The sequence below is a fragment of the Paenibacillus xylanexedens genome (assembly GCF_007680605.1).
GTDB lineage: Bacteria > Bacillota > Bacilli > Paenibacillales > Paenibacillaceae > Paenibacillus > Paenibacillus xylanexedens_B.
This window is the reverse complement of record NZ_VEIO01000016.1, coordinates 1-23,308: the sequence shown is the minus strand read 5'-3', so window position 1 is coordinate 23,308 and position 23,308 is coordinate 1. Positions and strand designations below refer to the sequence as shown.

Below are 23,308 nucleotides of genomic sequence, written 5' to 3'. Positions count from 1 at the left end.
CGACTGAAGTGCATCTTTTACCGCCTTTTCGCCCCCTGCTGCGTCACTTTCCCTTGACGTGCCCCGGCACGCCTGCGTTAAACTTCCTGGCTTGGAACGAAAATTCGGCAAAATCTGCTTCCTTCAGCGTTTTCAGACACGCCCTGCATATTCTGTATCCAAAATCAACACCTTGTGTTGACACTCCCGTTTGGGCATGCATATAATGGGGTTAACTAAACATATGAATGATTGCTCATATATTATTAAATACAAGATTAAATTAAAAAAGATGAACTATTTTTTACACAAAAACGGAGAGGACAGAAAAAACCTGGAAAAGCGGAGCGTTCGCCTTTATCACCAAATTTCCCTCTGAAGATGAAAGGGATAAAAGAAATTTGGGGATAACAGCGATTGGAAGGTTATTCTGTCATCGTAGTGCTCGTGTAATACCTTTAGTTCAACTTTTTTCGGACTGCAAAGGGGAGAATTCACATGGGAACCGGACAGGAACAGGTGAAAAGGGAACTGCTGCTTGATGGACTGGATTGTGCCAACTGTGCGCTGAAGATTGAAAATGGTGTGAGTAAAATTAAGGGCATTAATGAATGCTCCGTGAATTTTGTAACCAAAACGTTATCCATGTACACCAATTCCAATATGGATGAGCAGGTAGTGGAGGAAGTGAGGCGCAAGGTGTTGCGGCTGGAGCCACATATTCGTATCTCGGAAAAAGGGCAAGGTCGTCAATCTCAGAGCGAATCGGATGAACACCATGATCATTTCAATGGGCACTCCCATTCATCGGGTCGTCATGCCCACACGAACGTAAGCCAAGCGGCGGGCACGCATAAGCATCCACATCAGAGCCATGCTCATTCACATGAACATACTCATGATCATGGACACAGCCATGGACATGATCACAACCATACGCATAACCACGCCGAAGGCAGTGACGCTCATGCAGGGCATTCACATGAGCATGGTGCCGGACAGACCAAAACGTTACTAGCCCGCCTAGCAACTGGTTCTGTGCTGCTTGCCGCGGCGATCTGGTCACCGCTGGATGGCTGGGCACAGCTTGCGCTATACGTAGTGGCTTATCTCATCGCTGGTGGCGATATCGTGCTACAGGCATTCAAAAACATCATCCGCGGTCAGGTGTTTGACGAGTACTTCCTGATGACGGTTGCCACGCTTGGGGCGTTTGCCATTGGAGAGTATCCTGAGGGTGTCGCGGTCATGCTCTTCTATCAGCTCGGAGAACTGTTCCAGGGCATGGCAGTGAACCGCTCACGCAAGTCGATTCAGTCCCTGATGGATATTCGCCCGGATTATGCGAATATACTCCCAGGAGCTGGGGAAGAAACGCGACGGGTCTCCCCGGAAGAAGTACGCATTGGCGACCGGATCGTGGTTAAAGCCGGTGAGCGTGTGCCTCTCGACGGTATCGTGAAGGCAGGCCGCTCCATGGTAGACACATCCGCGTTGACGGGGGAATCTGTTCCACGGGAACTGGAGCCTGGAAGTGATGTGCTCAGCGGATTTGTGAACAAAAACGGGATGTTAACCATAGAGGTCACCAAAACCTTTGGTGAATCCACCGTATCCAAAATCCTCGACATGGTGCAGAATGCCAGCAGCCGCAAGGCGAAAACAGAGCATTTTATCAGCAAATTTGCCCGGTATTACACACCTGTTGTGGTCATTCTGGCTGCTCTGATTGCCTTCGTTCCTCCATTATTGCTTAGCGGTGCAACGTTTGCCGACTGGATCTATCGTGCGCTGGTGTTCCTCGTTATTTCATGTCCTTGTGCACTTGTTGTATCGATTCCGCTTGGCTTCTTTGGCGGGATTGGCGCAGCTTCGCGTAACGGCATTCTGGTCAAAGGAAGTAATTACCTGGAAGCTCTGAATGACGTTAAAGTGGTAGTGTTCGACAAAACGGGCACATTAACCAAAGGTGTTTTCAAGGTCACGTCTGTTCATCCTGAAGGTACGCGTACGGAAGAGGAACTGATGAGACTGGCTGCAATTGCCGAAGCGAACTCCAATCATCCGATTGCGGAATCCATTCGTGCCGCTTGGGCGAAAGATATTCCCTCGCAAGGTGTGGACGGATATGACGAGATAGCCGGACATGGGATTAAAGTCAATGTGAACGGTCAGGAAGTGCTCGCAGGCAACGCCAAATTGATGGAGCAGGCAGGGATTATGTATACGAAGCCGCTAACGGTAGGGACTGTTGTGCATGTAGCTGAAGCCGGACAGTATGTTGGACATCTCATTATTGCGGACGAAGTGAAGGAAGATGCAACATCTGCGATTCAGGCGCTCAAACAGCTCGGCATACACAAAACGATCATGCTGACGGGCGATGCCAAAGCGGTAGGAGAGGCAGTTGCACGGCAGCTTGGCGTGGATGAGGTTCATGCCGAACTGCTACCCCAAGACAAAGTCGAACGGCTGGAACAACTGGAACAAAACAAATTACCGAAGGAAAAAATGATCTTTGTCGGTGACGGCATTAATGATACACCCGTACTGGCACGTGCCGATGTTGGTGTGGCCATGGGCGGACTCGGATCGGATGCAGCCATTGAAGCAGCGGATGTGGTGATCATGACGGATGAACCGTCCAGAATCGCCAGTGCCGTCCGTATTGCGAAGCGTACACGCCGCATTGTCTGGCAGAATATCGGATTTGCGCTGGGAGTCAAAGCGATCTTCCTGTTGCTGGGAGTATTCGGGATCGCGACCATGTGGGAAGCTGTTTTCTCCGATGTGGGTGTTACGGTGCTTGCGGTACTGAATGCGATGCGGGTTCTTCGGATCAAGGACGTTTAAAATGTTTGAAACGTACAGCACGGCTCTGCGTATATACGTAGAGCCGTTTTACTGTTTTTATGACTGACTGTGGATTGAAGTGGTTTGAGAGCTAAAGACAAGAGAAGGAGCGAGCATTTTGGCAGGAGCATTCGTGGGGATTATATGTGGAGTATGTTATTTCATTTTGGGATTAATGGTGTACAAGAAGCCGCCAAAACAAATTAACGGAATATATGGGTATCGTACACCCCGTGCAATGAGCGACCGGGCGCTGTGGGAAGAAGCGCAGCGGTACAGTTCGGCACTGATGATGCAGTTTGGAGTTATTATTACTGCTTTTGGTGTGATCGGTTTCTGGCTTACGGATGTGCGTGCATTGGTACTGAGTTTAATCGCTGTAGGCTTTTATACCATCAGGCTGTTTACCCGGGTGGAAGGCCGTTTGAAGCAAATGCAAAGGGCACAGCAGGAACAGGACAAGCAAGGGAAGTAAGAGAAGTGAGATAAGATAAGATAAGGTCAAGACCAGACCAGAAATGTTAGTCAATGCGTGCAGGGCAACGCCCGTAATGACCTGTATAATTACATCGAGATCCGCCAGATGCGGGTCTTTTTTGTTTTTATTTTTCTGCTTCTATTTCAAACACGGAATGGTTGATTATATCTATCATTTCATGAATAATTTTAATGGTTGAATTCCAAACTAAAATCTAACGTTGACGTTAACGTTATGATTATATATAATTATGTACATAACATTAATGACATATAAGAGAGGTGGAGCCAATGAGTTTGTTCAAAATTGATGATGTCGCCAAAGCCTGCGGACTGACGAAGCGTACCATTCGATATTATGAAGAGATTGGTGTGATGCCTTCACCTCAGCGGACAGACGGCGGAACGAGGCTATATTCACAGGATGACATCGACTATTTGAAAAAAGTGGTTCGAGCCAAAGAGGTACTTGGCTTTTCGCTACAAGAACTTCATGCCTATGTAGCTACGACAGATGTGCTGAACGAGCAACGTTTCGACTATCAGCAGACCACTGAGGTGAAAGAGCGGATCGAAAAGCTCACCAGAATGGAAGCCACACTGGATGGTCAGTTGCAGTTGCTGGAGCAGAAGCTTCAGAGTATTCATGCTGTACAACAGGAGCTGGAGGAGCTTCGTGGGCGTGTTAGAACGGGCATACAGACGTTGCAAGCCAATGCTCGTGAGAGCCACGAAGATTAAGACAAGTAGGCAACGTATAAGGCAACAAGAAGCCGAAGCGAAAAGATACGCATAGGGAGCTTTTGCAAGTCCTATGTGGGAGTGCAGAGCAGTACGGATGAATGCAAAACACCGGAATTTCCGGTGTCCTTGTGCTGTTTTTGCAACTTATTTTTTGAAAAAAACAAGAAAAATCATGAAAATTCATTCGACTAATCAATTGTTCTCAATTATTTTCACTATCTCAACATTACACATTACATCGGAGGAATGACCTATGAAAAGAGAACCATCACTACCTGACGAATTACCGTCATCCCGTGGAGGTCTGCTGTCTCAACCACGAGCGGTTTGGGCTGTAGCATTCGCCTGTATCATCTCGTTTATGGGACTGGGTCTGGTAGACCCGATTTTGCCAGCCATTGCGGATCAACTACACGCGTCCAAAAGCCAGGTGTCCTTGCTGTTTACGAGCTATAACGCGGTAACGGGGATCGCGATGCTGATTACGGGTGTGGTATCCAGCCGCATTGGTGTGAAATGGACATTGCTCAGCGGTATATTGCTAATCATTGTCTTTTCGTTCCTTGGCGGTACATCCGACACGGTCGGAGCGCTGGTTGGTTATCGCGGGGGCTGGGGACTCGGGAATGCCTTGTTCATCGCCACCGCGTTGTCAGCTATTGTTGGCTTGTCCACGTCGGGGACAGCCAAGGCTATTATTTTATACGAAGCAGCACTGGGTCTAGGGATTGCCGTTGGTCCGTTGCTTGGCGGGGAACTGGGTTCGATCTCTTGGCGCGGCCCGTTCTACGGGGTAGCTGCCCTGATGGCAATAGCGTTTATCAGCATCATGTTTATGTTGCCCAAAATGGCTAAACCGAAAACACGCAGCACGTTATCCGATCCGTTCAAAGCGCTTGGGTATCCTTCACTGAAAACGTTGGCGATTACCGCCTTTTTATATAACTTTGGATTCTTTACGTTGATGGCGTATTCCCCTTATGTCATGAAACTGGACGAACACGGCCTTGGATATGTCTTCTTTGGATGGGGACTGATGCTGGCGGTTACGTCCGTCTTTGTGGCACCGAAGCTGCAGCGCCGGTTTGGCTCTGTGCCTTCCATGAGTGTCATGCTCACGTTGTTTGCGCTGGACTTGCTGGTGATGGCTGTGGGTACGGTAATGGGCTCCTCGGTGACGGTTATTGTTGCGGTGATCGTAGCAGGGATTTTCCTTGGAATAAACAATACGTTGATCACAACGGCTGTGATGGAAGCCGCTCCAGTAGAGCGTTCCGTAGCGTCTGCGGCGTACAGCTTTGTGCGGTTTATGGGCGGTGCACTAGCCCCGTGGCTTGCGGGTAAGCTGTCGGAATGGTTTTTGCCAGAAACGCCGTTTTACTTCGGTGCGCTAATGGTGCTGATCGGCGTTGCTGTATTGTTGATGCGTCGTCGTCACCTGCGGGATATTGATGCTTCGATCACAGCTCATTAATAAATTGTGGTTGATGGACATACTGCGAGTTTGGCTCGTAAACAGATGTTATATGTTATAGGCGAGGCTGATGAACATTTATACGGAAACATGATGGAAGTGGACCTTAACTCAATTGCAAGATAACTAGATAACGAAAAAAATTCGGGGCGATGAAGAGACTGGAGGATATGGGTATGCTAAAACGAATATTGGTCGCTGTAGATGAATCGGATCATGCGAAAAAGGCGCTGGAACAGGCTCTGATGTTGGCTGAACAGATGAAACATCCTGTCAGTCTGACGATTATGCATGTGAATCCTTCTATTTCAATTAACGAACCGGCGCTTGGCGTTGATTTGGAGGAACGTATCGCTGAAGAGGGAAAGCACGTTATGGAGCCAGTGATTGAACAAATGGTTGGTCGCGGTGTGGCCTACGAGACATTGCTGGTTGCAGGTGATCCTGTAACAGAAATCTGTCGTATGGCGAGTGAGCGGAAATGTGACCTGATTGTAATAGGCACCGGGGGTAAAAGTGTGCTGGCAGAAATTGTAGTTGGCAGTGTCAGTCATGGTGTGCTGAAGCACGCAGAATGTCCGATTCTGACAGTGAAATAAAGCAACGATTTTCTAACGATCTCAGGAGAGCTTATTTTGCGAAAAAACAATCTTTTAAAATTCTAACGATCCCTAGAGACGTTATTTGCTCTTTTCCGTGTTAAAAACGAGCAATTATCATGTTTTTGAGTGAAATAGGGCTTGTGGTGATCGTTAGAATTTCATTCGCCTCAAATCTCGCTGAATAACGTTCCTGGTGATCGTTAGAGCTGAGAAGTATCGTCCTATGCCAGCCCTGTGGTTCAACAGACTGCTGCATACTGTGAAGTATGTTCTTTTGCACAAAGTAACATGTGTGTACGTGATATGTACTAGGTTTACTAGTGGCAATGGTGCCATAGAAACAGCACCTGGTCACAGTGCGCAGTAACGAAGCACCAAAGTAACAGCAACCAGTGGCAGTACCTATTCACGATAAAGCAGCACCCGGTAGCGGGGCTTAACCACATTTTCACCAACGATCCGTTCCAATTCACTTTTATCGTTTCGCCAACTGGGTGGAAGAGGGCGAAATGGTGTATAACTAGAGTAGAGTTATGTAAGGTAAGTAGTTGTTACTCGTGGGTAATGAGCATCCATAGATGCTTATGAAGAGAAATATGGAGCATGTGAGGAATCGAATGAACGGAGGATGCGTTTATGAAAAAACAACATCTGTTTATCGGCGGTAAACATACCGAATCGGTAAAATATACAACACTTCAGGCGCCGTATTCCGGAGAAACGCTGGCAGAAGTGGCTTCGGCCTCGGCGGAGGAGACCGAAGCCGCCATTGCGGCGGCCGTGAAGGCACGTAAAGCGATGCGCCAGATGCCTGCACATCAGCGTGCAGACTTGCTGTACAAGCTGTCCGCCATGCTGGAGGAACGCAAAGAGGAGGCGGCCCGCATCGTTGCATTAGAGGCGGCAAAGCCGATCACGGCGGCAAGAGGTGAGATTGATCGTACAATTGAAACCTATCGGTTTGCTGCCGAAGAGGCAAAACGGTTGACCGGAGAGACCGTTCCGATGGATGCGGCAAAAGGCGGCGAAGGCCGCATTGGCTATACGATGCGGCAGCCGCTCGGGGTGATTGGGGCCATTACACCTTTCAATTTTCCGATGAATCTCGTTGCGCACAAAGTTGGACCCGCACTGGCAGCTGGAAATACCATCGTGCTTAAGCCTGCGGAGCAGACTCCGCTGTCTGCCTATTACATCGCAAATCTGCTCCAAGAGGCGGGATTGCCTGACGGAGCACTGAATGTGGTGAGCGGTGATGGTAAAACAATTGGCGATGTACTTGTGAGCCATCCGGATGTAGCTTATCTTACCTTTACAGGTAGCCCGGCCGTAGGAACAAACATCCGCAACAACGCTGGACTGAAACGGGTTACGCTAGAGCTGGGCTCCAATGCAGCTGTCATTATAGACAAGGATGTTGATCTGGACAAGGTGATCCCGCGTAGCGTGACGGGAGCTTTCACATATCAGGGCCAGGTCTGCATTTCATTACAGCGTATCTACGTGCATCAGTCGATCGCCGAGCCATTTATTAAGCGCTTTGCCGAAGCTGCTGAACAGGTTGTGATTGGTGATCCGCTGAGCGAGGATACGGTTGTATCAGCACTCATTACATCTAAGGATGTGCAACGTACTCTGGACTGGATTGAAGAAGCGAAACAGGAAGGGGCAACCGTGGTCGCAGGTGGTGAGGCTGAAGGAGGCATATTGCGTCCAACCGTGCTTGCGAATGTGCCACGCGATGCAAAGGTTTCTTGTCAGGAAGTGTTTGCACCGATTGTTGTGATTAACACGGTTGATTCCGTAGAAGAAGGCATTCAGCATGTTAACGACTCTATGTATGGACTCCAAGCAGGAGTATTCACCAATGACATTCAAACGGCACTCCGAGCTGTGGATGACATTGAAGCGGGCGGCGTAATGATCAATGATATCCCGACATTCCGGGTAGATCATATGCCGTATGGCGGTGTGAAGCAAAGCGGCATCGGGCGAGAAGGTGTGAAATATGCAACGGAAGAAATGACGGAATTGAAGTTTGTCATGTTTAACAAAAATTAAGTGAGTTCATCGCTTTTGCTTTGCAATAAAGCGATCATATGATATTTTCGAAGATCCTGTATCCATCTCATGGTGCAGGATTTTTGCTTGTAACTCTATTTCACAAACGATCGACATCAGCTTGAAGTGGCTTCAAAAAAACGATCATTTTTCTGCGCTGACTACAGGTTCACATTGGGTGAGAAGGGTATAAAATAGGTAACATCCTGCAAGCAACTGTCTGAACCCGTTGAATTTCATAGGACATGGATGCATGCATTTTCAACAGCGTTTTCAATTCTTTTGTATCTTTTAAATATATCGTAAGCAATACGGCGGGTGAACACACAGAGAACGCATAACAGGTAGGAGGTGAACTCATATGGCGTATTCTATGACCGAGGTATCGGGTATGTCAGGTGTGAGCCTGAGTGAGTTGAGTTATTATGCGGAGCTGGGGTTATTGTCCCCTGCTTTTCGCGGACTGGATGAGGATATCTATTATGAAAAAAAAGAATTGCTGACATTGCAACAGATTTTGTTCTGCAAGGAAGCAGGGATAGCGGAGGAAGAGATCGGTTCTATGCTCAAGGAAGAACCGGTGGAAATCATCCGTGTCATGCGGCAACATCGTATCCGAATTTTGGAGGAAGCACTTCGCTTGCACGGTTTGATCCAAACACTGGATCGAACGGTTTCTTATTTGCAGGGGGAAGAAACGATGGAGGGGCACGACCTGTACCGTGGCTTCGCGCATAATACGCGTCATGCCAGATTGCCAGAAGCAGGTCAAACACAGCACTTGCCTGAGACCCTCCCGTCACGTGACTCGAAAACGGAGAAGATCGAGTTGAAATCCAAAGAGGATTTTTTGGACTCACAGACCCAAATCGATCAGGTTCATCTGGATTTGAAACAGGCGCTGGAGCTTGGACTTGATCCGGGAAGTCCGGCTGTGCAGCAAATTATTGGAAAACATCTTGAATGGATCAAAGGATATTACACACCTACGGCTGAGATTTATCGGGATTTGGCCAATCTGTACGTCGAGCACCGCGATTTTCGTAAAATGTATGATGGTTATCATCCAAGACTGGCAGAGTTTCTGCGAGAGGGAATGATCATTAAAGCGGCACAAGATCTATCCTGAATGCATAAAGTAACATGGGCGGGCAAGATGATTGGTAAGAACAATGGTAAGAGCATTCGTAAGAACATAGCAACAAAAAGCGCAGACCTCCGGGAGGGCTGCGCTTTTTGTTCATACATATGGATATCACCGGTTGAGGACAGAGTCCTCTTGTTCACATGAATAGGAGATGAATCAGACGGTTTACAGTTGCTCGACGAGCAAGCTGACCGCTTTTTCCAGGAAGATACGATCCTCATCGTCAAAACGGTTTTTGATCGGGCTGTCGATATCCAGCACGCCATATAATTGTCCGTCTTTGATAATCGGAACAACGATCTCACTGTTGGATGCAGCATCACAGGCGATATGGCCTGGAAAAGCATGCACATCATCAACAACGAGTGTGCGTCTCTCCGAAGCAGATGTGCCGCATACTCCGCGTCCAAGTGGAATACGGATGCAGGCAGGCAATCCCTGAAACGGTCCAAGGACCAGTTCTTTTCCATCATACAGATAGAATCCGACCCAGTTGGTGTCGGTTAAAAATACATTGAGCAGCGCAGCAGCGTTAGCCAGATTGGCAATCGCACTAGGTTCATCGCGGATCAGAGCACTTAACTGTCCCAGGACGGCGGTGTGCTGCTCGCTTCGTGTTCCTTCATAGGAAACAGCTTGAAACATGGTGAATCACCCTCCCGAGCAAAAATGGTACTTATTTTCAAGATAGTGCAGTAGATGCGGTTAGTCAAGCGGAATGATTTTGGAAAGAGATGACAGTACCTGGATTATGCGCCTGTTTCTCCGCTTCTTTCGCGGGGTAATTACTTAGCAACCAAGAAGGGCTACAACCCGGGAAGGAGCTTAGCTTATGCATGCAGAAGTACAGAATCTATTCGTACGAATTCATCTTCTATATTTTGCTCAAAATCAGGATTTAAACGTAAGCGACGCGTTGCCTTTGTTAGAAGAGCGAGGATATCGCGTGGGCGAACGTGAGATCAAGCAGGAGCTTGAACACCTGACGCAAGAGAACTTCCTGACTGCCCACGGAGACCAGTGGAGCCTGACCGGGACAGGCATTGAGGAGTATAAGGAAATTGTTGCTGTGCTTGGACGGGTGAGCGAAGAATTGTTGCCTGACAGCAAGAAGGCCTCTCCGGCTTAAAACTGTTGCAAATCAGGTTTTGCGAGTAACTGAGCAAATAAAGATTGATTCTCGGCATAGAACAGGACAACCTGTGCTGGTGGATTCATAGGTAGATCAGGACCGGGAGCGGATGCGCCCGGTTTTTTGATATGATCAGAGGAGTGAACAGTTGCCAATTGGTGCAGGTTATGGTTAGATGGCTAATGAATCTTATGGTCTGCAAGAGAAGGATCGGATCGGAGTGTCAAGTGATGTATAAATGTAAAGGAAGAATCCCGGAACTGGAGACGCCGCGGTTACGCTTGCGCAAAATGCGCCGTAAGGATGCTGCGCAGATGTTCGTGCACTGGTCCGACCGGGAGGTTACACGGTATATGAATCTCGCGCCCATGATTGGGACAAGCGAGGCGGCCGATATGATCGGGCTGCTGAACCATATGGCAGGGGAAGAGGACGCCATCCGGTGGGGCATTGAACTGAAAGCTACAGGCAAGCTTATCGGTAGCTGCGGATTCAACACCTGGCAGCTGGAAGGGGCGTTTCGCGGTGAGATCGGATATGAGCTGGGCCGAGAGTATTGGCGTTACGGCTATATGTCTGAGGCGTTCACGGCGCTCTTGCCCTTTGGTTATGAGACGATGGGATTGAACCGGATTGAAGCACTTGTGGACCCGCGTAACGCAGCCTCAGGAACTTTCCTGACAAGCCAGGGATTTACAAGAGAGGGCCTGCTTCGCCAGGTACAGCATACGTCTACGGGATATAAGGATATGGTGATGTACTCGCTATTATATGATGAGTTCCTTCGCAACAAGAGAAAGTAGCGGCAAGGAAGGTAGGAAAAGATACTTAATTTATTTTGAGATTACACATTAACGAAGAAACAGAACAAAGCTGGAGAAGTGGAAGGTTCACCTAAAAGCTTTCGGCACGAGGCTACATCGGAAGCGTTCGTCTTTACCACCGGATTTTCCCTCTTGAATAATAAGATCAAAAAAATCCGGGGGTAACAACGATCGAAAGATTGTTCTGGCTCGCAGTGGGCATGTAAATAATATCTTCTAATGGTTAAAGAGAAAAAAGAGAGAAGGGTTTGTGTGAATACAACAGGAGGTTTGAAGCGCAGTTTCATTCTTGCGGGCTTGTTGCTGGCGACGTTTCTGTCCGCGATTGAAGGCACGGTGATCGGTCCGGCGGGTCCAACGATTGTCAGCGAATTGGGGAGCGTGCAGCTGCTCAGCTGGATTTTTACGGCGTACCTGCTCACGATGGCAGTCAGTACCCCGATTTTTGGCAAAATTAGTGACATATATGGACGTAAACCCGTGTTTCTCATCGGCTGTGCCTTGTTTTTGCTAGGCTCACTCTTATGCTGTCTTTCGCAGAATATGGAGCAACTGATCATCTACCGTGCCATTCAGGGGATTGGCGCAGGCGCTGTAGTGCCAGTTACCTTTACGATTATCGGGGATATTTACCGCATTGAGGAACGTGGCAAAATCCAGGGCTGGATCAGCTCGGTATGGGGCATTTCGTCTCTCGTCGGGCCGCTGCTCGGAGGTTATTTCGTAGACAACCTCGGATGGCAATGGATTTTCGGATTTAATGTGCCCTTTGGTTTGCTCGCCATGTGGTTTGTATTCCGTTATCTCAAAGAGGACATTTCACCACGTACCGCTAAAATTGATTATGTCGGTGCACTCACCTTCACCGTTGGTATTACCGCTATGCTTTTTGTATTGTCGGCAGGTGGGCAGTATTACGCGTGGAGTTCTCCATTGATTGTTGGACTGAGCGTGGTCGCGGTTTTGTTTCTTATCTTGTTTTTTGTGGTGGAAAAAAGAGCCCAGGCCCCGATGGTTCCACTTCATCTGTTCCGTATCCGGGACATCCGGGTGGCGAATATCGCCGGCCTGCTGACCAGCACATTGATGATCGGCTTAACCAGCTATCTGCCGCTCTGGGTGCAGGGCGTACGTGGAGGAAATGCAACCGAGTCCGGTTTGCTGCTCGCGCCCATGTCGGTTGGCTGGCTAATCGGTAGCGTGCTGGCAGGCCGATTATTGCTCAAGATTGGATCACGGCTGACCAGCTTAATCGGACTTACCGGGATCGCCATTGGTTCGGGTGGGCTGTTCTTAGTTGGAGGAACCTCGCCACAAGCCGTATTGTTTATTCTGACCTTTATTTATGGTCTAGGGTTCGGGTTTGCCTTTACGATCTTCACGATTATCGCGCAGTCGTCTGTAGGGTACAAAGAACGCGGTTCTTCAACGGCACTGCATACGTTCATGCGTACACTTGGTCAAACGATTGGGGCGGCGGCATTTGGAACGTGGCTGAATTTCCGTATCTCGACACTGTCGAGTGAACAAAATTTAGCGGCATCAGGTATATCGGAGAAGGATCTGAATGAGCTGCTTGCACCGCATACGGATGTTGCGTTATCGGACGAGAAGTGGGCGTTGCTACGCAGTGTGCTGGAGGGTAGCTTGCACTCCTTGTTTGTCATCATGTTTGTTATTGCGATCGTTTCGTGGGTTACTACGCTGGCCTTGCGCAAAAGGCTAATTGTTCCTGAGGATGCAGATGCCCCGCCGCAAGTGGAAGCCATGCAGAAGTAACTGACATGCACGGGAGAAGCAAAGAGATTCATGGCAAAGCAATGGAATTCATGGATTGTTGCATATCTTCGCTACGCTATGTATAAAAGGCAGCTGAACATCAGTTGCTTTTTATGTTTCCATGGGTTTGGTATGATGAACTGGAAAAAGGAGGATGATGTGACTTGAGTAACCCGAAGTGGCTAGCCCTGCATTCCGTTTCTTTTCCTGTCCGTATCTTCTCAGCATTGCTGACCTGTATTTCAATGTCTCTTATTACAGTTCTCAACGAATACGTGCCTGTATCTGAGCGAATGGATAATACGTACTATACTCCGTTCTGGTCTTCATTAGTTATTACCGTGTTGATCTATCTGGCCATAGTCATTTTTCTCATGCTTCCATTGTCACTCTTTGCGGATGCGGTATCGATATCTGTGGCGCAACGAACTAGAGGGAGAATCCATCCGGTTGTATCTGTAGTGATTGGTTATGTTCTTTTAGCAGGATTAAGCGGTGTTCTGTTCTCTCTTTTTGTGTTTCGGGGGAATACGTTTCTTAATATGGACGCCATTCGCCAGATTTGTATCATGACCCTGATCTTTCTGATCTGGCAATATATTTTAAGAGCAGGATCTCATTGGCTAAAAAATAATACACAAGCAAAAACCGGATGAGCCTTGGTCAGGCCCTCCGGTTTTTGTATCTCTACCACTCGCTAAGTTATCTAACGTAAACTGGTTCGTTGTCTAGCTCGGGTAGGATGCGCTTGGTTCTAGCTGCTCGCTGACAGACTTTCTGCTCCATGGGCCAGTCTGCCCAGAAGCTCGGACAGCAGTTCTTTGTCTTCTTCGCTTAGACCGCTGACTGCACGATCAATCTTGACTGCATATCCTGGATAGATGTCATCCATCGTGCGCTGGCCTTCTTCTGTCAGTTCTACAAAAATGATTCGTCTGTCTTGCGGGCAATGTTTGCGGCGTAGAAGTCCTTTTTGCTCCAGCTTGTCAATGACATAGGTAACGTTCCCGCTCTGCAACAGCAGTTGAGCTCCTACCTGCTGGATGGGTTGTGCTCCTTTCATATATAACACTTCGAGCACTCCATAGGCAGTCGGATTAAAACCATGTACTTTACTTCCAGATACAGCGTGTTCATTCACACTTTTGAACGTATGGGCCAAGGTGCGGTACAGATGAAGTGAACGTTCTGTCCCGATCTCTTGTAATTCCAGCATGCTGATCCCGCCTTTCAGTGTATTTATATAAGTTGACGTGATATATGAAGGTTCTCTTTGCTGTATAAGTTTGAACTAAGGTTAATTTACCCGTGCATAAAGTTAAACTTATACAATGCGTTTAGTAAAAGATCAGATCAACTTATATGAGTTGGATCATTATATCGATTGACGAATCAGAGGATCGTCATATGTTCATTGTAGACTTCATTTTGGCCGAAAAACATGCGATATGTCACAAGATTTGCATTTTTAGCATTTAAAATTTGATCATTTGTCACGATTTGGCGTACATATTTTAGATTGGAGCAATGAAATGGATTAGAGTGCAGGATACCAGGAAAATGAAAAATCCTCCTGTGGATGTTCCTTTATCTCCGACTCGGGCAGGAGGTTCTGACTCAACCTCTTTTATATAATCATTTTCATATTAAACATTCGGAAAATGATGGAGGAGAAACGGGATGACAACAAAAAACACTTTAGCGGGGAAAAGTGCACTGAAACAAAATCGTGCTTTTGTAACATTGATGGTGTCTCAGGCGATATCCAACTTGGGGGATTGGCTACATCTGTTGGCCATTTTCACTCTGGTTGGGCTTCGCTGGAATGCAACGCCGTGGGAGATCACGTTTGTGATGTTGTCTGCGGCATTGCCGATGCTTCTCACAGGGCCATTTGCGGGTGCGCTGGCAGATCGGTTGAACCGTAAATGGTTGATGGTTACCGCCGACGGAGCAAGAATTATCATTGTGGGTGCGTTTATTTTCGCGAATCAGATATGGCAAATTTACGTATTGCTTATTCTTAAATCTCTATTTGACGTCATGTTCTCACCCGCGAAGAACGGCAAATTAAAAGAAATTGTGCCACCTCACCAGCTTGCTCAGGCGGTTTCCATTAGCTCGGTGATTGAACAGATGTCTAAAATTATCGGCCCCGCGTTGGGCGGATTACTCGTAGCCGGGTTCGGGATCACGTGGTGTTTTGTGTTAGATGCATCATCGTTTCTGATCTCTGGCATTATTTTATTATGGATTCCCGGACATCGGGTGATCCAACGAGTGAATTCTGACGTAACAGGAGTAGAGGAAGAGACAGCAGGATCAATTCAAGTCAAACAATCCTTTTGGAAAGAAACACTTGAGGGCATCCGTATGCTAGCTTCTCTGCCTCATGTCGGAACGTCACTTTTTTTACTAGCATCCGCGATTTTGTTTCTGCAATTTGCCGATTCACAAACGGTTGTTTTATTCAGGCAACTTCCCGGCATTTCGGGTGATCTGCTTGGATGGTGTGTCGCGGCAAGTGGTGTCGGAACGTTAATTGCGGCGATGAGTGTCCGGAAATGGAAAACAGCAAGCCATGGCTTAAAAATGGGGCTGGGAACCGCTGTAACAGGCCTTGTAATCGGGACGGCTGGTATAGTCGTTGTCGTGTGGCCTTCTGCAGGAATGGGTGCACATTTGCTTCTTATTTCGCTGTTTGCCTTGGCCGGTGTTGGCATCGGGTTTGCAGTGGTACCTTTTCAGATTCTGTTGCAGGAACAGACTCCTGAGCCGATGACAGGCAGGGTATTTGGTACTGTAGGCAGTGTGATGACAACGAGCAACATTCTCGGCCCTGTGGCTGGAGGATTATTAGTGACTTCGTTTGGTGTTGTGCCTGCGTTTGTAAGTTCAGGTGTGCTGCTGACACTACTCGGTCTGCTGTATTTGTTGAAGCCAAGAGCGAAGAGTGGAGAAGATCTGGAGGCAGTTCTTCCGGCAAAATCTGTGGCAAACGGAGAAGTGTCGTAAGGTGTTTTAGAGAGGTAATCGCCCAACATGAATGCGGAAATTAATTTAAATTTAAAATAATTTTACTGAAAAATCGTTTGAGGAAACGCCTTCATGTTTAATGAGGAACAGGCAGAAATCCCTATAATCTAATTAATCTTAGGGGAAAACTCATATGCCTTGTCCCACCAACGCTAGCGCGGAAAGGGGGTGAAGCAACTTGGACTTAAAAGGGAAATTACCCAGATCGATCACTCGTCTGGCAAGCATTCCGTTAGCCATTCTGGCCGGAACGTTGGTTATGGGCATCGGTTCGTCGCATGTATATGCAGATGATGCTCAGAATCAGGCGGGTTCAAGCAAACCGTCCAGCGGATTGTCACTGAACCTGCTCTCACGAGATGCAGATGGCAGTCTTGATCTGACTCCATCGATATCGATATCCACACCACTACTCGATGTAGAAGTTCCTTCGATCCAAACGAATGCATCTACCGGCAAGCTAAGTGTATCTGAGCTGAAAGTGGATACACCGCTTGGATCGGCAGGAACATCGCAGATTGGCATCGATGCGAAGCAAGGAACGGTGGATCTTCCTTCTGTACAAGCAGACACACCTGTCATTCGAGCAGATGTATCCAACAGTCAGGTGAATCTTGAGGAGGGAACAGCCTCCTTGCCGGGAATTAAAGCCGAGGTTCCTGAGGTTATCCAAGCAGAGACGTCTGCTGTACAAACAGACCTGCGGCAAGGCAAGGTTGAACTTCCTTCCGTGAAAGTTGATGTTCCTGAAGTTACATCGGTGGATGTCAGGGCATCAGGTGTAGATCTGAGCGAAGGCAAGGTACAGCTTCCAAAGGTGAAAGCAAACGTGCCTGCTACTGGTATATCAACAGAGGTTGATCCTGGTAAAGGAAAGATTGAACTTCCGGTTGTTAAACCGAAACAGCCTGTAGATACTTCAGATCAGCCTAGTAAGGCAGTCGATTCACCTTCGTCTCAGGGCAAGGTGAGTGGACAGAACACGGCACAAGATGAAATACAGGTTACAGGTCAGGTGATGGATCGTGAGATCAATCCGGATTCGTTGACTGAGCCTGCTGTTTCTCAGGCTGTGCCTGTGAAGCAAGATGGTCTGAAACAACGTGCTAAGGAAACAAATTCAAACGTATCTTTACTGGATAATGAATGGTTGCGGATGAACCCATCCTTTGGTAAATCAACAGCGGAGAACCAAGGTCAGGGGAATCTGAATACGGATCAGGCAATACCTGAGAAGCAGGATGAAGCCTCTGCACCATGGCAACCACGGGCAGAACGTCCGGCTAACTGGTCTGTTATGGCAATAGCTCCTTCTGCAACGAGTACCGCTACAGGTACAAGCTCCGGTTCGTCCGGTGTGACGGGGGGCGGAGCATCCGTTCCGGCTGTGGCACTGCCTTTGGCGATAACAAGTCTGGTGATGCCAGGTTATGACTTTGCTTTTGACATGGAACGCTTGGATGGTTTCAGCCAGTGGTCACAAGCACCACCAGGTCAGCCGCCGAAATATACCTCTTTCTCATAAACAACAATGGCGTTAATTCAACCAAAAATGAGAAGGAGTGTATATTATCATGAAAAAAGTGAATCGTTGGGTAAAATTGTCGGTATTGTCGGGTACGTTGGTAGCTGGATTGCTGGGAGCTTCACAGGCAACCTATGCAGATAGCTATAACAGCAACAGCAACGGTAATTTGGATCTGAATGCAGGTCTGCGTCTGGAACTGGGATCATTGTTGTCAGGACAACGTGACGCTGGTTACGGGAATACTGGCAACTATGGGGGTTCCTCTAGCGCAAGCGGTGCATTGAAGCTGGATCTGGGGCTAAACGCCGGTGTATCCGCCGAGAACACGAACCGTTACAATAACGAATCTACGGACGTTACGAGCGAGCAAAGTAGCTCTGGCAAACTGGGCCTCGGTCTGAATGCCAATGTGTCTGGAGAAGCAGCAACGATGAACGAGTATTCACAAGATGGTCAGGCACGCAACAGCAACACGAACAGCAGCTATGCTAGTGAAAGTCGAGGCAAGCTCGATCTGGGTCTGAACGCGAAAGCGGAAGGCGGGAGTGCAACAATGGCTCAATCCGAACGCAATAGTAACGTGAACGACCGTGAGCGTACCGCAAACAGCAGCTATGCGAGCGAAAGCCGTGGCATGCTCGATCTGGGTCTGAACGCGAAAGCGGAAGGCGAGAGTGCAACAATGGCTCAATCCGAACGCAATAGTAACGTGAACGACCGTGAGCGTACCGCAAGCAGCAGCTATGCTAGTGAAAGTCGAGGCAAGCTTGATCTGGGTCTGAATGCGAAAGCGGAAGGCGAGAGTGCAACAATGGCTCAATCCGAACGCAATAGTAACGTGAACGACCGTGAGCGTACCGCAAGCAGCAGCTATGCTAGTGAAAGTCGAGGCAAGCTTGATCTGGGTCTGAATGCGAAAGCCGAAGGGGAGAGCGCAATGATGGCTCAATCCGAACGCAATAGTAACGTGAACGACCGTGAGCGTACCGCAAGCAGCAGCTATGCGAGCGAAAGCCGTGGCATGCTCGATCTGGGTCTGAACGCGAAAGCGGAAGGCGAGAGTGCAACAATGGCTCAATCCGAACGCAACAGTAACGTGAACGACCGTGAGCGTACCGCAAAGAGTAGCTATGCGAGCGAAAGCCGTGGCATGCTCGATCTGGGTCTGAACGCGAAAGCGGAAGGCGAGAGTGCAACAATGGCTCAATCCGAACGTAGCAGTAACGTGAACGACCGTGAGCGTAATGCAAGCAGTAGCTATGCGAGCGAAAGCCGTGGCATGCTGGATCTCGGTCTGAGCGCGAAGGCGGAAGGCGAGAGTGCAACGTGGGCTCAATCCGAACGCAATAGTAACGTGAACGACCATGAGCGTACCGCAAGCAGTAGCTATGCCAGCGAAAGCCGCGGCATGCTCGATCTGGGTCTGAACGCTAATGCGGATGCAGAAAGTGAAAAGATGACTATGGTGGAAAACAATCGATAATATGAGTTTTCACTTTAACATGAAGAAGCAGGGGCTCCGGAACCCCTGCTTCTTTTTTTATATTTAACCAAATACAATGGGTGAATCATGGTATAATTATTATAACAGTTGAATAGTATAATTATAGGAGGAGTCTAAGTGAGTAGGGTGAGAGAGATGGAACGAAAAGTAACGAAGTTTGGTAACAGCCTTGGAATAACGATGACAGAAGCATTCAAACAAATTGGACTTGAACAAGGAGACATGGTTCAGGTAGAGGTCGACCAAACGAGCGGAGAAATTATCATTAAAAAGTCGGTCAAGGTAAATTTGCCTAACGGAATAAGTAATGATTTTATGGATACGTTAGCTTCTGTTATGGATGAGTATGATCAAACTTTGAAAGGTCTTAAAGACAGATGAGTCTCATTCGTTATTTAAATATTCAAGAAGTAATTGCGATCAATGTTGCGATGATAAAACGGTATAGCCCGGGAGAGCAGATTGGTGTAAAAGATTCTAATCTGCTTGAATCTGCTGTTTCTAGACCGCAATCATCTGCTTTTGGTGACGAAGCGTATCCGACAGTCTATGAGAAGGCGGCTGCAATTTTTCAGTCGTTAGGTCAAAACCATCCTTTTCATAATGCGAATAAACGAACAGCCTTTACTGCATTAGTCATGTTTTTACGTTACAATCATATTTACTTTAAAATGGAACAGGCCTTAGCTGAGGATTTTACGGTTGATATGGTCAACCACAAATATTCATTCGAAGATCTTACTTCGATGATTCAAACTCACTGTTGGTCTGAGGAGAAAACATAATAGGAATCAAAGAATGTATGAGCAATAAATCATGGAGTTTTAATGGTTTATTGTTTTTGTTTGCACACTTTTTGCTCAATTTGATCAAACATGATCCTCAAAACTCATTTACAATATAAATAGTTCATCACGTATAAAAAGGACAAGAACAGGAGTGTTAAGCTATGCAGCACGCATCGCAGGAAGAAATAGCTTTACCTAATCCCATCCTGAACGTACATATTCGCGAAGCTGGTTACGCGCCAGGGCAGTCTACGATCCGGAATATTCGGATGCACGTGGCGCCGGGAGAGTTGGTCGGGATTATCGGGCCCAATGGTGCAGGTAAAAGTACAACCATCAAGACATTGCTTGGCCTGCTGGAGCATGCCGACTATGATGTAACCATCGGTGGGGAAGGGCGTTACGCCTACATTCCCGAACAGCCTGTTTTTTATGAGTATATGACCTTGTGGGAACATCTTGATCTGGCTGCTGCAGCGTATGAAATAGAAGAAGAGGTTTTTGTAGCGAGAGCAGAGGAATTGTTAGTCCGTTTTGGTATGGATCATGTCCGTAATGATCTGCCAGCGAGTTTCTCGAAGGGCATGCGTCAGAAAATGATGCTCATGATCGGATTTCTCTCCTCACCGGATATCTATATTGTGGACGAGCCATTTATCGGTTTAGATCCGCGTGCAACAAAGGATTTTCTGAAATTGCTTGATGATGAGCGCCGCCGCGGGGCGGGCGTGTTAATGTCTACACATGTGCTCGATACGGCTGAACGGATCTGCGACCGCTTCATGCTGATTGCTGCCGGCAGGTCGGCTGCGGAAGGAACGTTGAATGAGATCCGTGCCGCGGCGGGAATGCCGGAAGCATCTTTGTTTGATTGTTTTGACACGTTAACATCGGATTGAAGAAAGGAGAAGCCTGATGGTAGAGCCGAAACGTTATACCCCGCATCTTCTATACCAGAGAAGACAGAGAGAGCATCTTCGGGAGCAGTGGCGCAATTTCAAACTTGTGGTGGACTGGACAGTCTGGCTGTATCTGCTGATTCCGGGTCTGCTATATTTTATCGGCTGGTACACGAGTTTGTGGACGAAAGCACTGCCAGCATGGGCAACAAGTGTACCCTTACCTTTGCTTACGGGGATTATCGAACTGATCATCTTGACAGGTGGAGTTCTGCTTTTTATCGAAGAAGCGGATGTATTGTTCCTGAAATCGAGAAGGGTATGGATGCGAACACTGATGATGCGAGGGCTTGTGCGGGTGACGGTGTTACAACTTGGAAAAATGATACTTATTACTGCACTTGTTGCACCACTGCTCGCTCATGTGTATGAAATGTCTCTTTTACAGATCGTGCTAACCAGTATCTGGTTGGGAACCGTAGCGTCGCTTCAAGTCATTGCTATACATATAATTAAAGTTCGATATACGGGATGGCGGCGCTGGCTCTCATTGACCTCGCTTGTGATCGCCATGGGATGGATGATTGTTCGCACATCGGCTTGGATGTCAGGGGACATGTATACGTGGAAAATCATGCTCAGTATTGCCGCCGTTTTGCTACTGCTCATTACGATGATCCAGATGAGATTACGTATGAAAGGTACGTTTGAAGGCGATGTGCGCGAGGATTTGAGAAGCAGGCTCAGGTTGACTGCACTGATGTTAAGTCAGGCTGTGAGGAAGCCGAAGTCTCCGCAGACACGAACAATCGTTTTTCGTAAACCTCGTAAATTATTCCGTAAACGTTCCATTCAAAATCGGACGGCAGAGATCGCTTTCAAAGCATTCTTTCGTAATTCCGAGACGTTGAAATTGTTTCTGCAACTGGGTGGGTTGTCTATCGCAGCGGTAGCTTTACCGCCGTTTCCGGTCAATGTCATCGTGTGTGGATTACTGGTGATTATGCTCACCGTGATGTTGTACCGTGCCTGGGATGTACTGGCAACCTCGGAGTATGTTCAGCTTGTCACGTATGATTCTGCTGCGCTGCATGAGGCAGGCTCCATCATGGTGCGTATGTTACTGCTCCCACTTGTTGCGCTGATGGGGTATGTCATGGGAGTGTTCTGGCTGGGCTGGCTTTCCGGTTTTCTGACGGCTGCATGCACAGTGGCATTGAGCTATGGTTCAGTGTCCGTTGCAGGCTTGATCAGACAGACTCGTTCATAGTTTGTTTTTGCATCACGATGAGTGAAAGGAATTTGCTATCCGAGGCGCATATCACTTGGTTGAACTGCCCATGCTATAGATGAAAAGTTAAGTGAAGCATATGGATATCAGGGCGTCCTGTTTATGTATCTCTGGATTCATGGATGTCTTGATTTTCAATAGGTTTCACAGACTGGAGATAGAAATATCTATAGTGAGGAGGAGTAGAGCATGATGGATAACGGTGAGCTTCAAGTGCATTTTTCCGATCCTTCGGCACTGCTTGAGGCAAAAGCAACCTTGGAGGAATTAGGCTATAAGCCATATAAATCTACACCACTTGAATTATATATTCCGACGGATCGTCAGGACCCGCAATCCGCAGTAGAGATCGTGCAATCACATGGAGGGAGTGCGGTGTTCGCTTCCTCAGTGGATGAACTGGATCAGTTCCAAAGCGTATCCATCCCGGCACATCTAGTGAATGAGGACTGGAACGAAAGCTATGCACGCGGCGGGAGCCAGGCGGTAAATCACGGTCAGAACGTTGAACAAAGTGTAGACCAGGGCGAGCATAATTATAGTGATGACCCGGTTTATGATGATTCGGCAGATGGATTTTCCGGTAGCGTTAAAGCCTGAGGATAGAAATACGAAACTGGGGAAACAGGGAAAACCAGACACGGCGCTAAAGATTAGAATTAAAGTGGCCACAACAGCAACACTTGTTGCCATTAACAACTCTAATAACGTGACAACACCAGTCCTAACACCAGTCCCAAGAACAGTACAGAGAACAAACAGCACTAGCAACAGTACTAGCAACAGTACAAGAAACAGTACAAGAAACAGTACAAGAAACAGTACCAATTGCAGTTCTGCACCAATATACTAGTCCGCAACTATGTTGCATTAAACGGCAAGGTGTATCTGGAACACTAATTAGAGCTGTAAAGAAGAGTTAAAACAAAACAAAGGGCACTCCGGTCATGGACAATGACATAGGGGGTGCCTTTTGCTTTGCGCAAACGTATGGTGTAGTAACTTTTTTAGTGCCTCATCGGCCATTGCTGTGCTGTACCTGATTTTTTTCTAACGATCACAGAGAACGCTATTTGGTCGATTTAGATGTGTTTGAAAATCTAACGATCTCCAGCGGTTCAACCCCTTAATATTGGACACTAGCTAGCTTTTTCTCAGATTGACGCATCATAACGCAATGGATTTGGGCT

At 47.6% G+C, this 23,308-nt stretch carries 22 protein-coding genes; 19 read left to right on the top strand and 3 right to left on the bottom strand.

Going from position 1 to position 23,308, the window contains the following annotated elements; genetic code table 11:
• The first annotated feature begins 477 nt into the window (after window positions 1–477).
• From FS818_RS27900 to FS818_RS27870, 7 genes are all read left to right on the top strand, one after another.
• Window positions 478–2,832, top strand: a complete 2,355-nt coding sequence (locus tag FS818_RS27900) for a heavy metal translocating P-type ATPase (RefSeq protein ID WP_145336622.1) — start codon at window positions 478–480, stop codon at window positions 2,830–2,832.
• 175 nt (window positions 2,833–3,007) lie between these two features.
• Window positions 3,008–3,307: an SdpI family protein gene (locus FS818_RS27895; protein WP_090924934.1), complete on the top strand. Its 300-nt coding sequence runs from the start codon at window positions 3,008–3,010 to the stop codon at window positions 3,305–3,307.
• 293 nt (window positions 3,308–3,600) lie between these two features.
• Window positions 3,601–4,050 carry a helix-turn-helix domain-containing protein gene (locus FS818_RS27890; protein ID WP_145336620.1) on the top strand — a complete coding sequence of 150 codons (450 nt, stop codon included), beginning with the start codon at window positions 3,601–3,603 and terminating at the stop codon, window positions 4,048–4,050.
• Between the two features lie 256 nt (window positions 4,051–4,306).
• Window positions 4,307–5,527, top strand: a complete 1,221-nt coding sequence (locus FS818_RS27885; protein ID WP_145336618.1) for an MFS transporter — start codon at window positions 4,307–4,309, stop codon at window positions 5,525–5,527.
• A 176-nt stretch (window positions 5,528–5,703) separates the two neighbouring features.
• Complete coding sequence (locus tag FS818_RS27880) at window positions 5,704–6,126, top strand: universal stress protein (protein WP_260989987.1); 423 nt, start codon at window positions 5,704–5,706, stop codon at window positions 6,124–6,126.
• A gap of 639 nt (window positions 6,127–6,765) precedes the next feature.
• Entirely contained in the window at window positions 6,766–8,190 is a 1,425-nt protein-coding gene (locus tag FS818_RS27875; RefSeq protein WP_145336614.1) for an aldehyde dehydrogenase family protein, read from the top strand.
• Window positions 8,191–8,551: 361 nt separating this feature from the next.
• Window positions 8,552–9,319 carry a MerR family transcriptional regulator gene (locus tag FS818_RS27870; protein WP_145336612.1) on the top strand — a complete coding sequence of 256 codons (768 nt, stop codon included), beginning with the start codon at window positions 8,552–8,554 and terminating at the stop codon, window positions 9,317–9,319.
• A 183-nt stretch (window positions 9,320–9,502) separates the two neighbouring features.
• On the opposite strand, the gene FS818_RS27865 is transcribed toward FS818_RS27870, so the two are convergent.
• Window positions 9,503–9,982, bottom strand: coding sequence for a GAF domain-containing protein (locus FS818_RS27865; RefSeq protein WP_145336610.1), 480 nt, complete (start codon window positions 9,980–9,982; stop codon window positions 9,503–9,505).
• A 187-nt stretch (window positions 9,983–10,169) separates the two neighbouring features.
• On the opposite strand from FS818_RS27865, the gene FS818_RS27860 reads away from it, so the two are divergent.
• Window positions 10,170–10,466 carry a hypothetical protein gene (locus FS818_RS27860; RefSeq protein WP_145336608.1) on the top strand — a complete coding sequence of 99 codons (297 nt, stop codon included), beginning with the start codon at window positions 10,170–10,172 and terminating at the stop codon, window positions 10,464–10,466.
• On the opposite strand, the gene FS818_RS29020 is transcribed toward FS818_RS27860, so the two are convergent.
• Complete coding sequence (locus FS818_RS29020; protein ID WP_186375615.1) at window positions 10,463–10,624, bottom strand: hypothetical protein; 162 nt, start codon at window positions 10,622–10,624, stop codon at window positions 10,463–10,465. The genes FS818_RS27860 and FS818_RS29020 overlap by 4 nt on opposite strands.
• Window positions 10,625–10,699: 75 nt before the next feature.
• Here FS818_RS29020 and FS818_RS27855 point away from each other — a divergent pair, with 75 nt between their 5' ends.
• From FS818_RS27855 to FS818_RS27845, 3 genes are all read left to right on the top strand, one after another.
• The gene (locus FS818_RS27855) at window positions 10,700–11,272 is read left to right on the top strand and encodes a GNAT family N-acetyltransferase (RefSeq protein WP_145336606.1); all 573 of its coding nucleotides are present in this window, start codon (window positions 10,700–10,702) and stop codon (window positions 11,270–11,272) included.
• Between the two features lie 291 nt (window positions 11,273–11,563).
• Window positions 11,564–13,072: an MDR family MFS transporter gene (locus FS818_RS27850; RefSeq protein ID WP_260984867.1), complete on the top strand. Its 1,509-nt coding sequence runs from the start codon at window positions 11,564–11,566 to the stop codon at window positions 13,070–13,072.
• A gap of 164 nt (window positions 13,073–13,236) precedes the next feature.
• Window positions 13,237–13,728, top strand: a complete 492-nt coding sequence (locus tag FS818_RS27845) for a hypothetical protein (protein ID WP_145336602.1) — start codon at window positions 13,237–13,239, stop codon at window positions 13,726–13,728.
• A gap of 98 nt (window positions 13,729–13,826) precedes the next feature.
• Here the strand turns inward: FS818_RS27845 and FS818_RS27840 are convergent, their stop codons facing one another.
• On the bottom strand, window positions 13,827–14,288 hold the full coding sequence (locus FS818_RS27840) for a MarR family winged helix-turn-helix transcriptional regulator (RefSeq protein ID WP_090924920.1): 462 nt from the start codon (window positions 14,286–14,288) through the stop codon (window positions 13,827–13,829).
• 464 nt (window positions 14,289–14,752) lie between these two features.
• On the opposite strand from FS818_RS27840, the gene FS818_RS27835 reads away from it, so the two are divergent.
• The 8 genes from FS818_RS27835 to FS818_RS27800 all read left to right on the top strand — a co-directional run bounded on the left by FS818_RS27835 (window position 14,753) and on the right by FS818_RS27800 (window position 22,718).
• Window positions 14,753–16,087, top strand: coding sequence for an MFS transporter (locus tag FS818_RS27835; RefSeq protein ID WP_145336600.1), 1,335 nt, complete (start codon window positions 14,753–14,755; stop codon window positions 16,085–16,087).
• Window positions 16,088–16,286: 199 nt separating this feature from the next.
• The gene (locus FS818_RS27830) at window positions 16,287–17,633 is read left to right on the top strand and encodes a hypothetical protein (RefSeq protein ID WP_145336598.1); all 1,347 of its coding nucleotides are present in this window, start codon (window positions 16,287–16,289) and stop codon (window positions 17,631–17,633) included.
• Between the two features lie 49 nt (window positions 17,634–17,682).
• Window positions 17,683–19,119 carry a hypothetical protein gene (locus FS818_RS27825; protein WP_145336596.1) on the top strand — a complete coding sequence of 479 codons (1,437 nt, stop codon included), beginning with the start codon at window positions 17,683–17,685 and terminating at the stop codon, window positions 19,117–19,119.
• A 156-nt stretch (window positions 19,120–19,275) separates the two neighbouring features.
• Window positions 19,276–19,521, top strand: a complete 246-nt coding sequence (locus FS818_RS27820; RefSeq protein ID WP_397351832.1) for an AbrB/MazE/SpoVT family DNA-binding domain-containing protein — start codon at window positions 19,276–19,278, stop codon at window positions 19,519–19,521.
• Complete coding sequence (locus tag FS818_RS27815; protein ID WP_145336594.1) at window positions 19,518–19,925, top strand: type II toxin-antitoxin system death-on-curing family toxin; 408 nt, start codon at window positions 19,518–19,520, stop codon at window positions 19,923–19,925. Before FS818_RS27820 ends, FS818_RS27815 begins: the two co-directional genes overlap by 4 nt.
• Before the next feature lie 164 nt (window positions 19,926–20,089).
• Window positions 20,090–20,827, top strand: a complete 738-nt coding sequence (locus FS818_RS27810; RefSeq protein ID WP_145336592.1) for an ABC transporter ATP-binding protein — start codon at window positions 20,090–20,092, stop codon at window positions 20,825–20,827.
• Window positions 20,828–20,843: 16 nt separating this feature from the next.
• Window positions 20,844–22,097 carry an ABC transporter permease gene (locus FS818_RS27805; protein ID WP_145336590.1) on the top strand — a complete coding sequence of 418 codons (1,254 nt, stop codon included), beginning with the start codon at window positions 20,844–20,846 and terminating at the stop codon, window positions 22,095–22,097.
• Between the two features lie 210 nt (window positions 22,098–22,307).
• Window positions 22,308–22,718, top strand: coding sequence for a hypothetical protein (locus FS818_RS27800; protein WP_145336588.1), 411 nt, complete (start codon window positions 22,308–22,310; stop codon window positions 22,716–22,718).
• Window positions 22,719–23,308 lie beyond the last annotated feature (590 nt).

Coding starts and splice junctions, on each gene's coding strand:
- FS818_RS27900 (WP_145336622.1), top strand. CDS start 478: ATGGGAACCGGACAGGAACAGGTGAAAAGGGAACTGCTGCTTGATGGA.
- FS818_RS27895 (WP_090924934.1), top strand. CDS start 3,008: ATGGTGTACAAGAAGCCGCCAAAACAAATTAACGGAATATATGGGTAT.
- FS818_RS27890 (WP_145336620.1), top strand. CDS start 3,601: ATGAGTTTGTTCAAAATTGATGATGTCGCCAAAGCCTGCGGACTGACG.
- FS818_RS27885 (WP_145336618.1), top strand. CDS start 4,307: ATGAAAAGAGAACCATCACTACCTGACGAATTACCGTCATCCCGTGGA.
- FS818_RS27880 (WP_260989987.1), top strand. CDS start 5,704: ATGCTAAAACGAATATTGGTCGCTGTAGATGAATCGGATCATGCGAAA.
- FS818_RS27875 (WP_145336614.1), top strand. CDS start 6,766: ATGAAAAAACAACATCTGTTTATCGGCGGTAAACATACCGAATCGGTA.
- FS818_RS27870 (WP_145336612.1), top strand. CDS start 8,552: ATGGCGTATTCTATGACCGAGGTATCGGGTATGTCAGGTGTGAGCCTG.
- FS818_RS27865 (WP_145336610.1), bottom strand. CDS start 9,982: ATGTTTCAAGCTGTTTCCTATGAAGGAACACGAAGCGAGCAGCACACC.
- FS818_RS27860 (WP_145336608.1), top strand. CDS start 10,170: ATGCATGCAGAAGTACAGAATCTATTCGTACGAATTCATCTTCTATAT.
- FS818_RS27855 (WP_145336606.1), top strand. CDS start 10,700: ATGTATAAATGTAAAGGAAGAATCCCGGAACTGGAGACGCCGCGGTTA.
- FS818_RS27840 (WP_090924920.1), bottom strand. CDS start 14,288: ATGCTGGAATTACAAGAGATCGGGACAGAACGTTCACTTCATCTGTAC.
- FS818_RS27835 (WP_145336600.1), top strand. CDS start 14,753: ATGACAACAAAAAACACTTTAGCGGGGAAAAGTGCACTGAAACAAAAT.
- FS818_RS27825 (WP_145336596.1), top strand. CDS start 17,683: ATGAAAAAAGTGAATCGTTGGGTAAAATTGTCGGTATTGTCGGGTACG.
- FS818_RS27820 (WP_397351832.1), top strand. CDS start 19,276: ATGGAACGAAAAGTAACGAAGTTTGGTAACAGCCTTGGAATAACGATG.
- FS818_RS27815 (WP_145336594.1), top strand. CDS start 19,518: ATGAGTCTCATTCGTTATTTAAATATTCAAGAAGTAATTGCGATCAAT.
- FS818_RS27810 (WP_145336592.1), top strand. CDS start 20,090: ATGCAGCACGCATCGCAGGAAGAAATAGCTTTACCTAATCCCATCCTG.
- FS818_RS27805 (WP_145336590.1), top strand. CDS start 20,844: ATGGTAGAGCCGAAACGTTATACCCCGCATCTTCTATACCAGAGAAGA.
- FS818_RS27800 (WP_145336588.1), top strand. CDS start 22,308: ATGATGGATAACGGTGAGCTTCAAGTGCATTTTTCCGATCCTTCGGCA.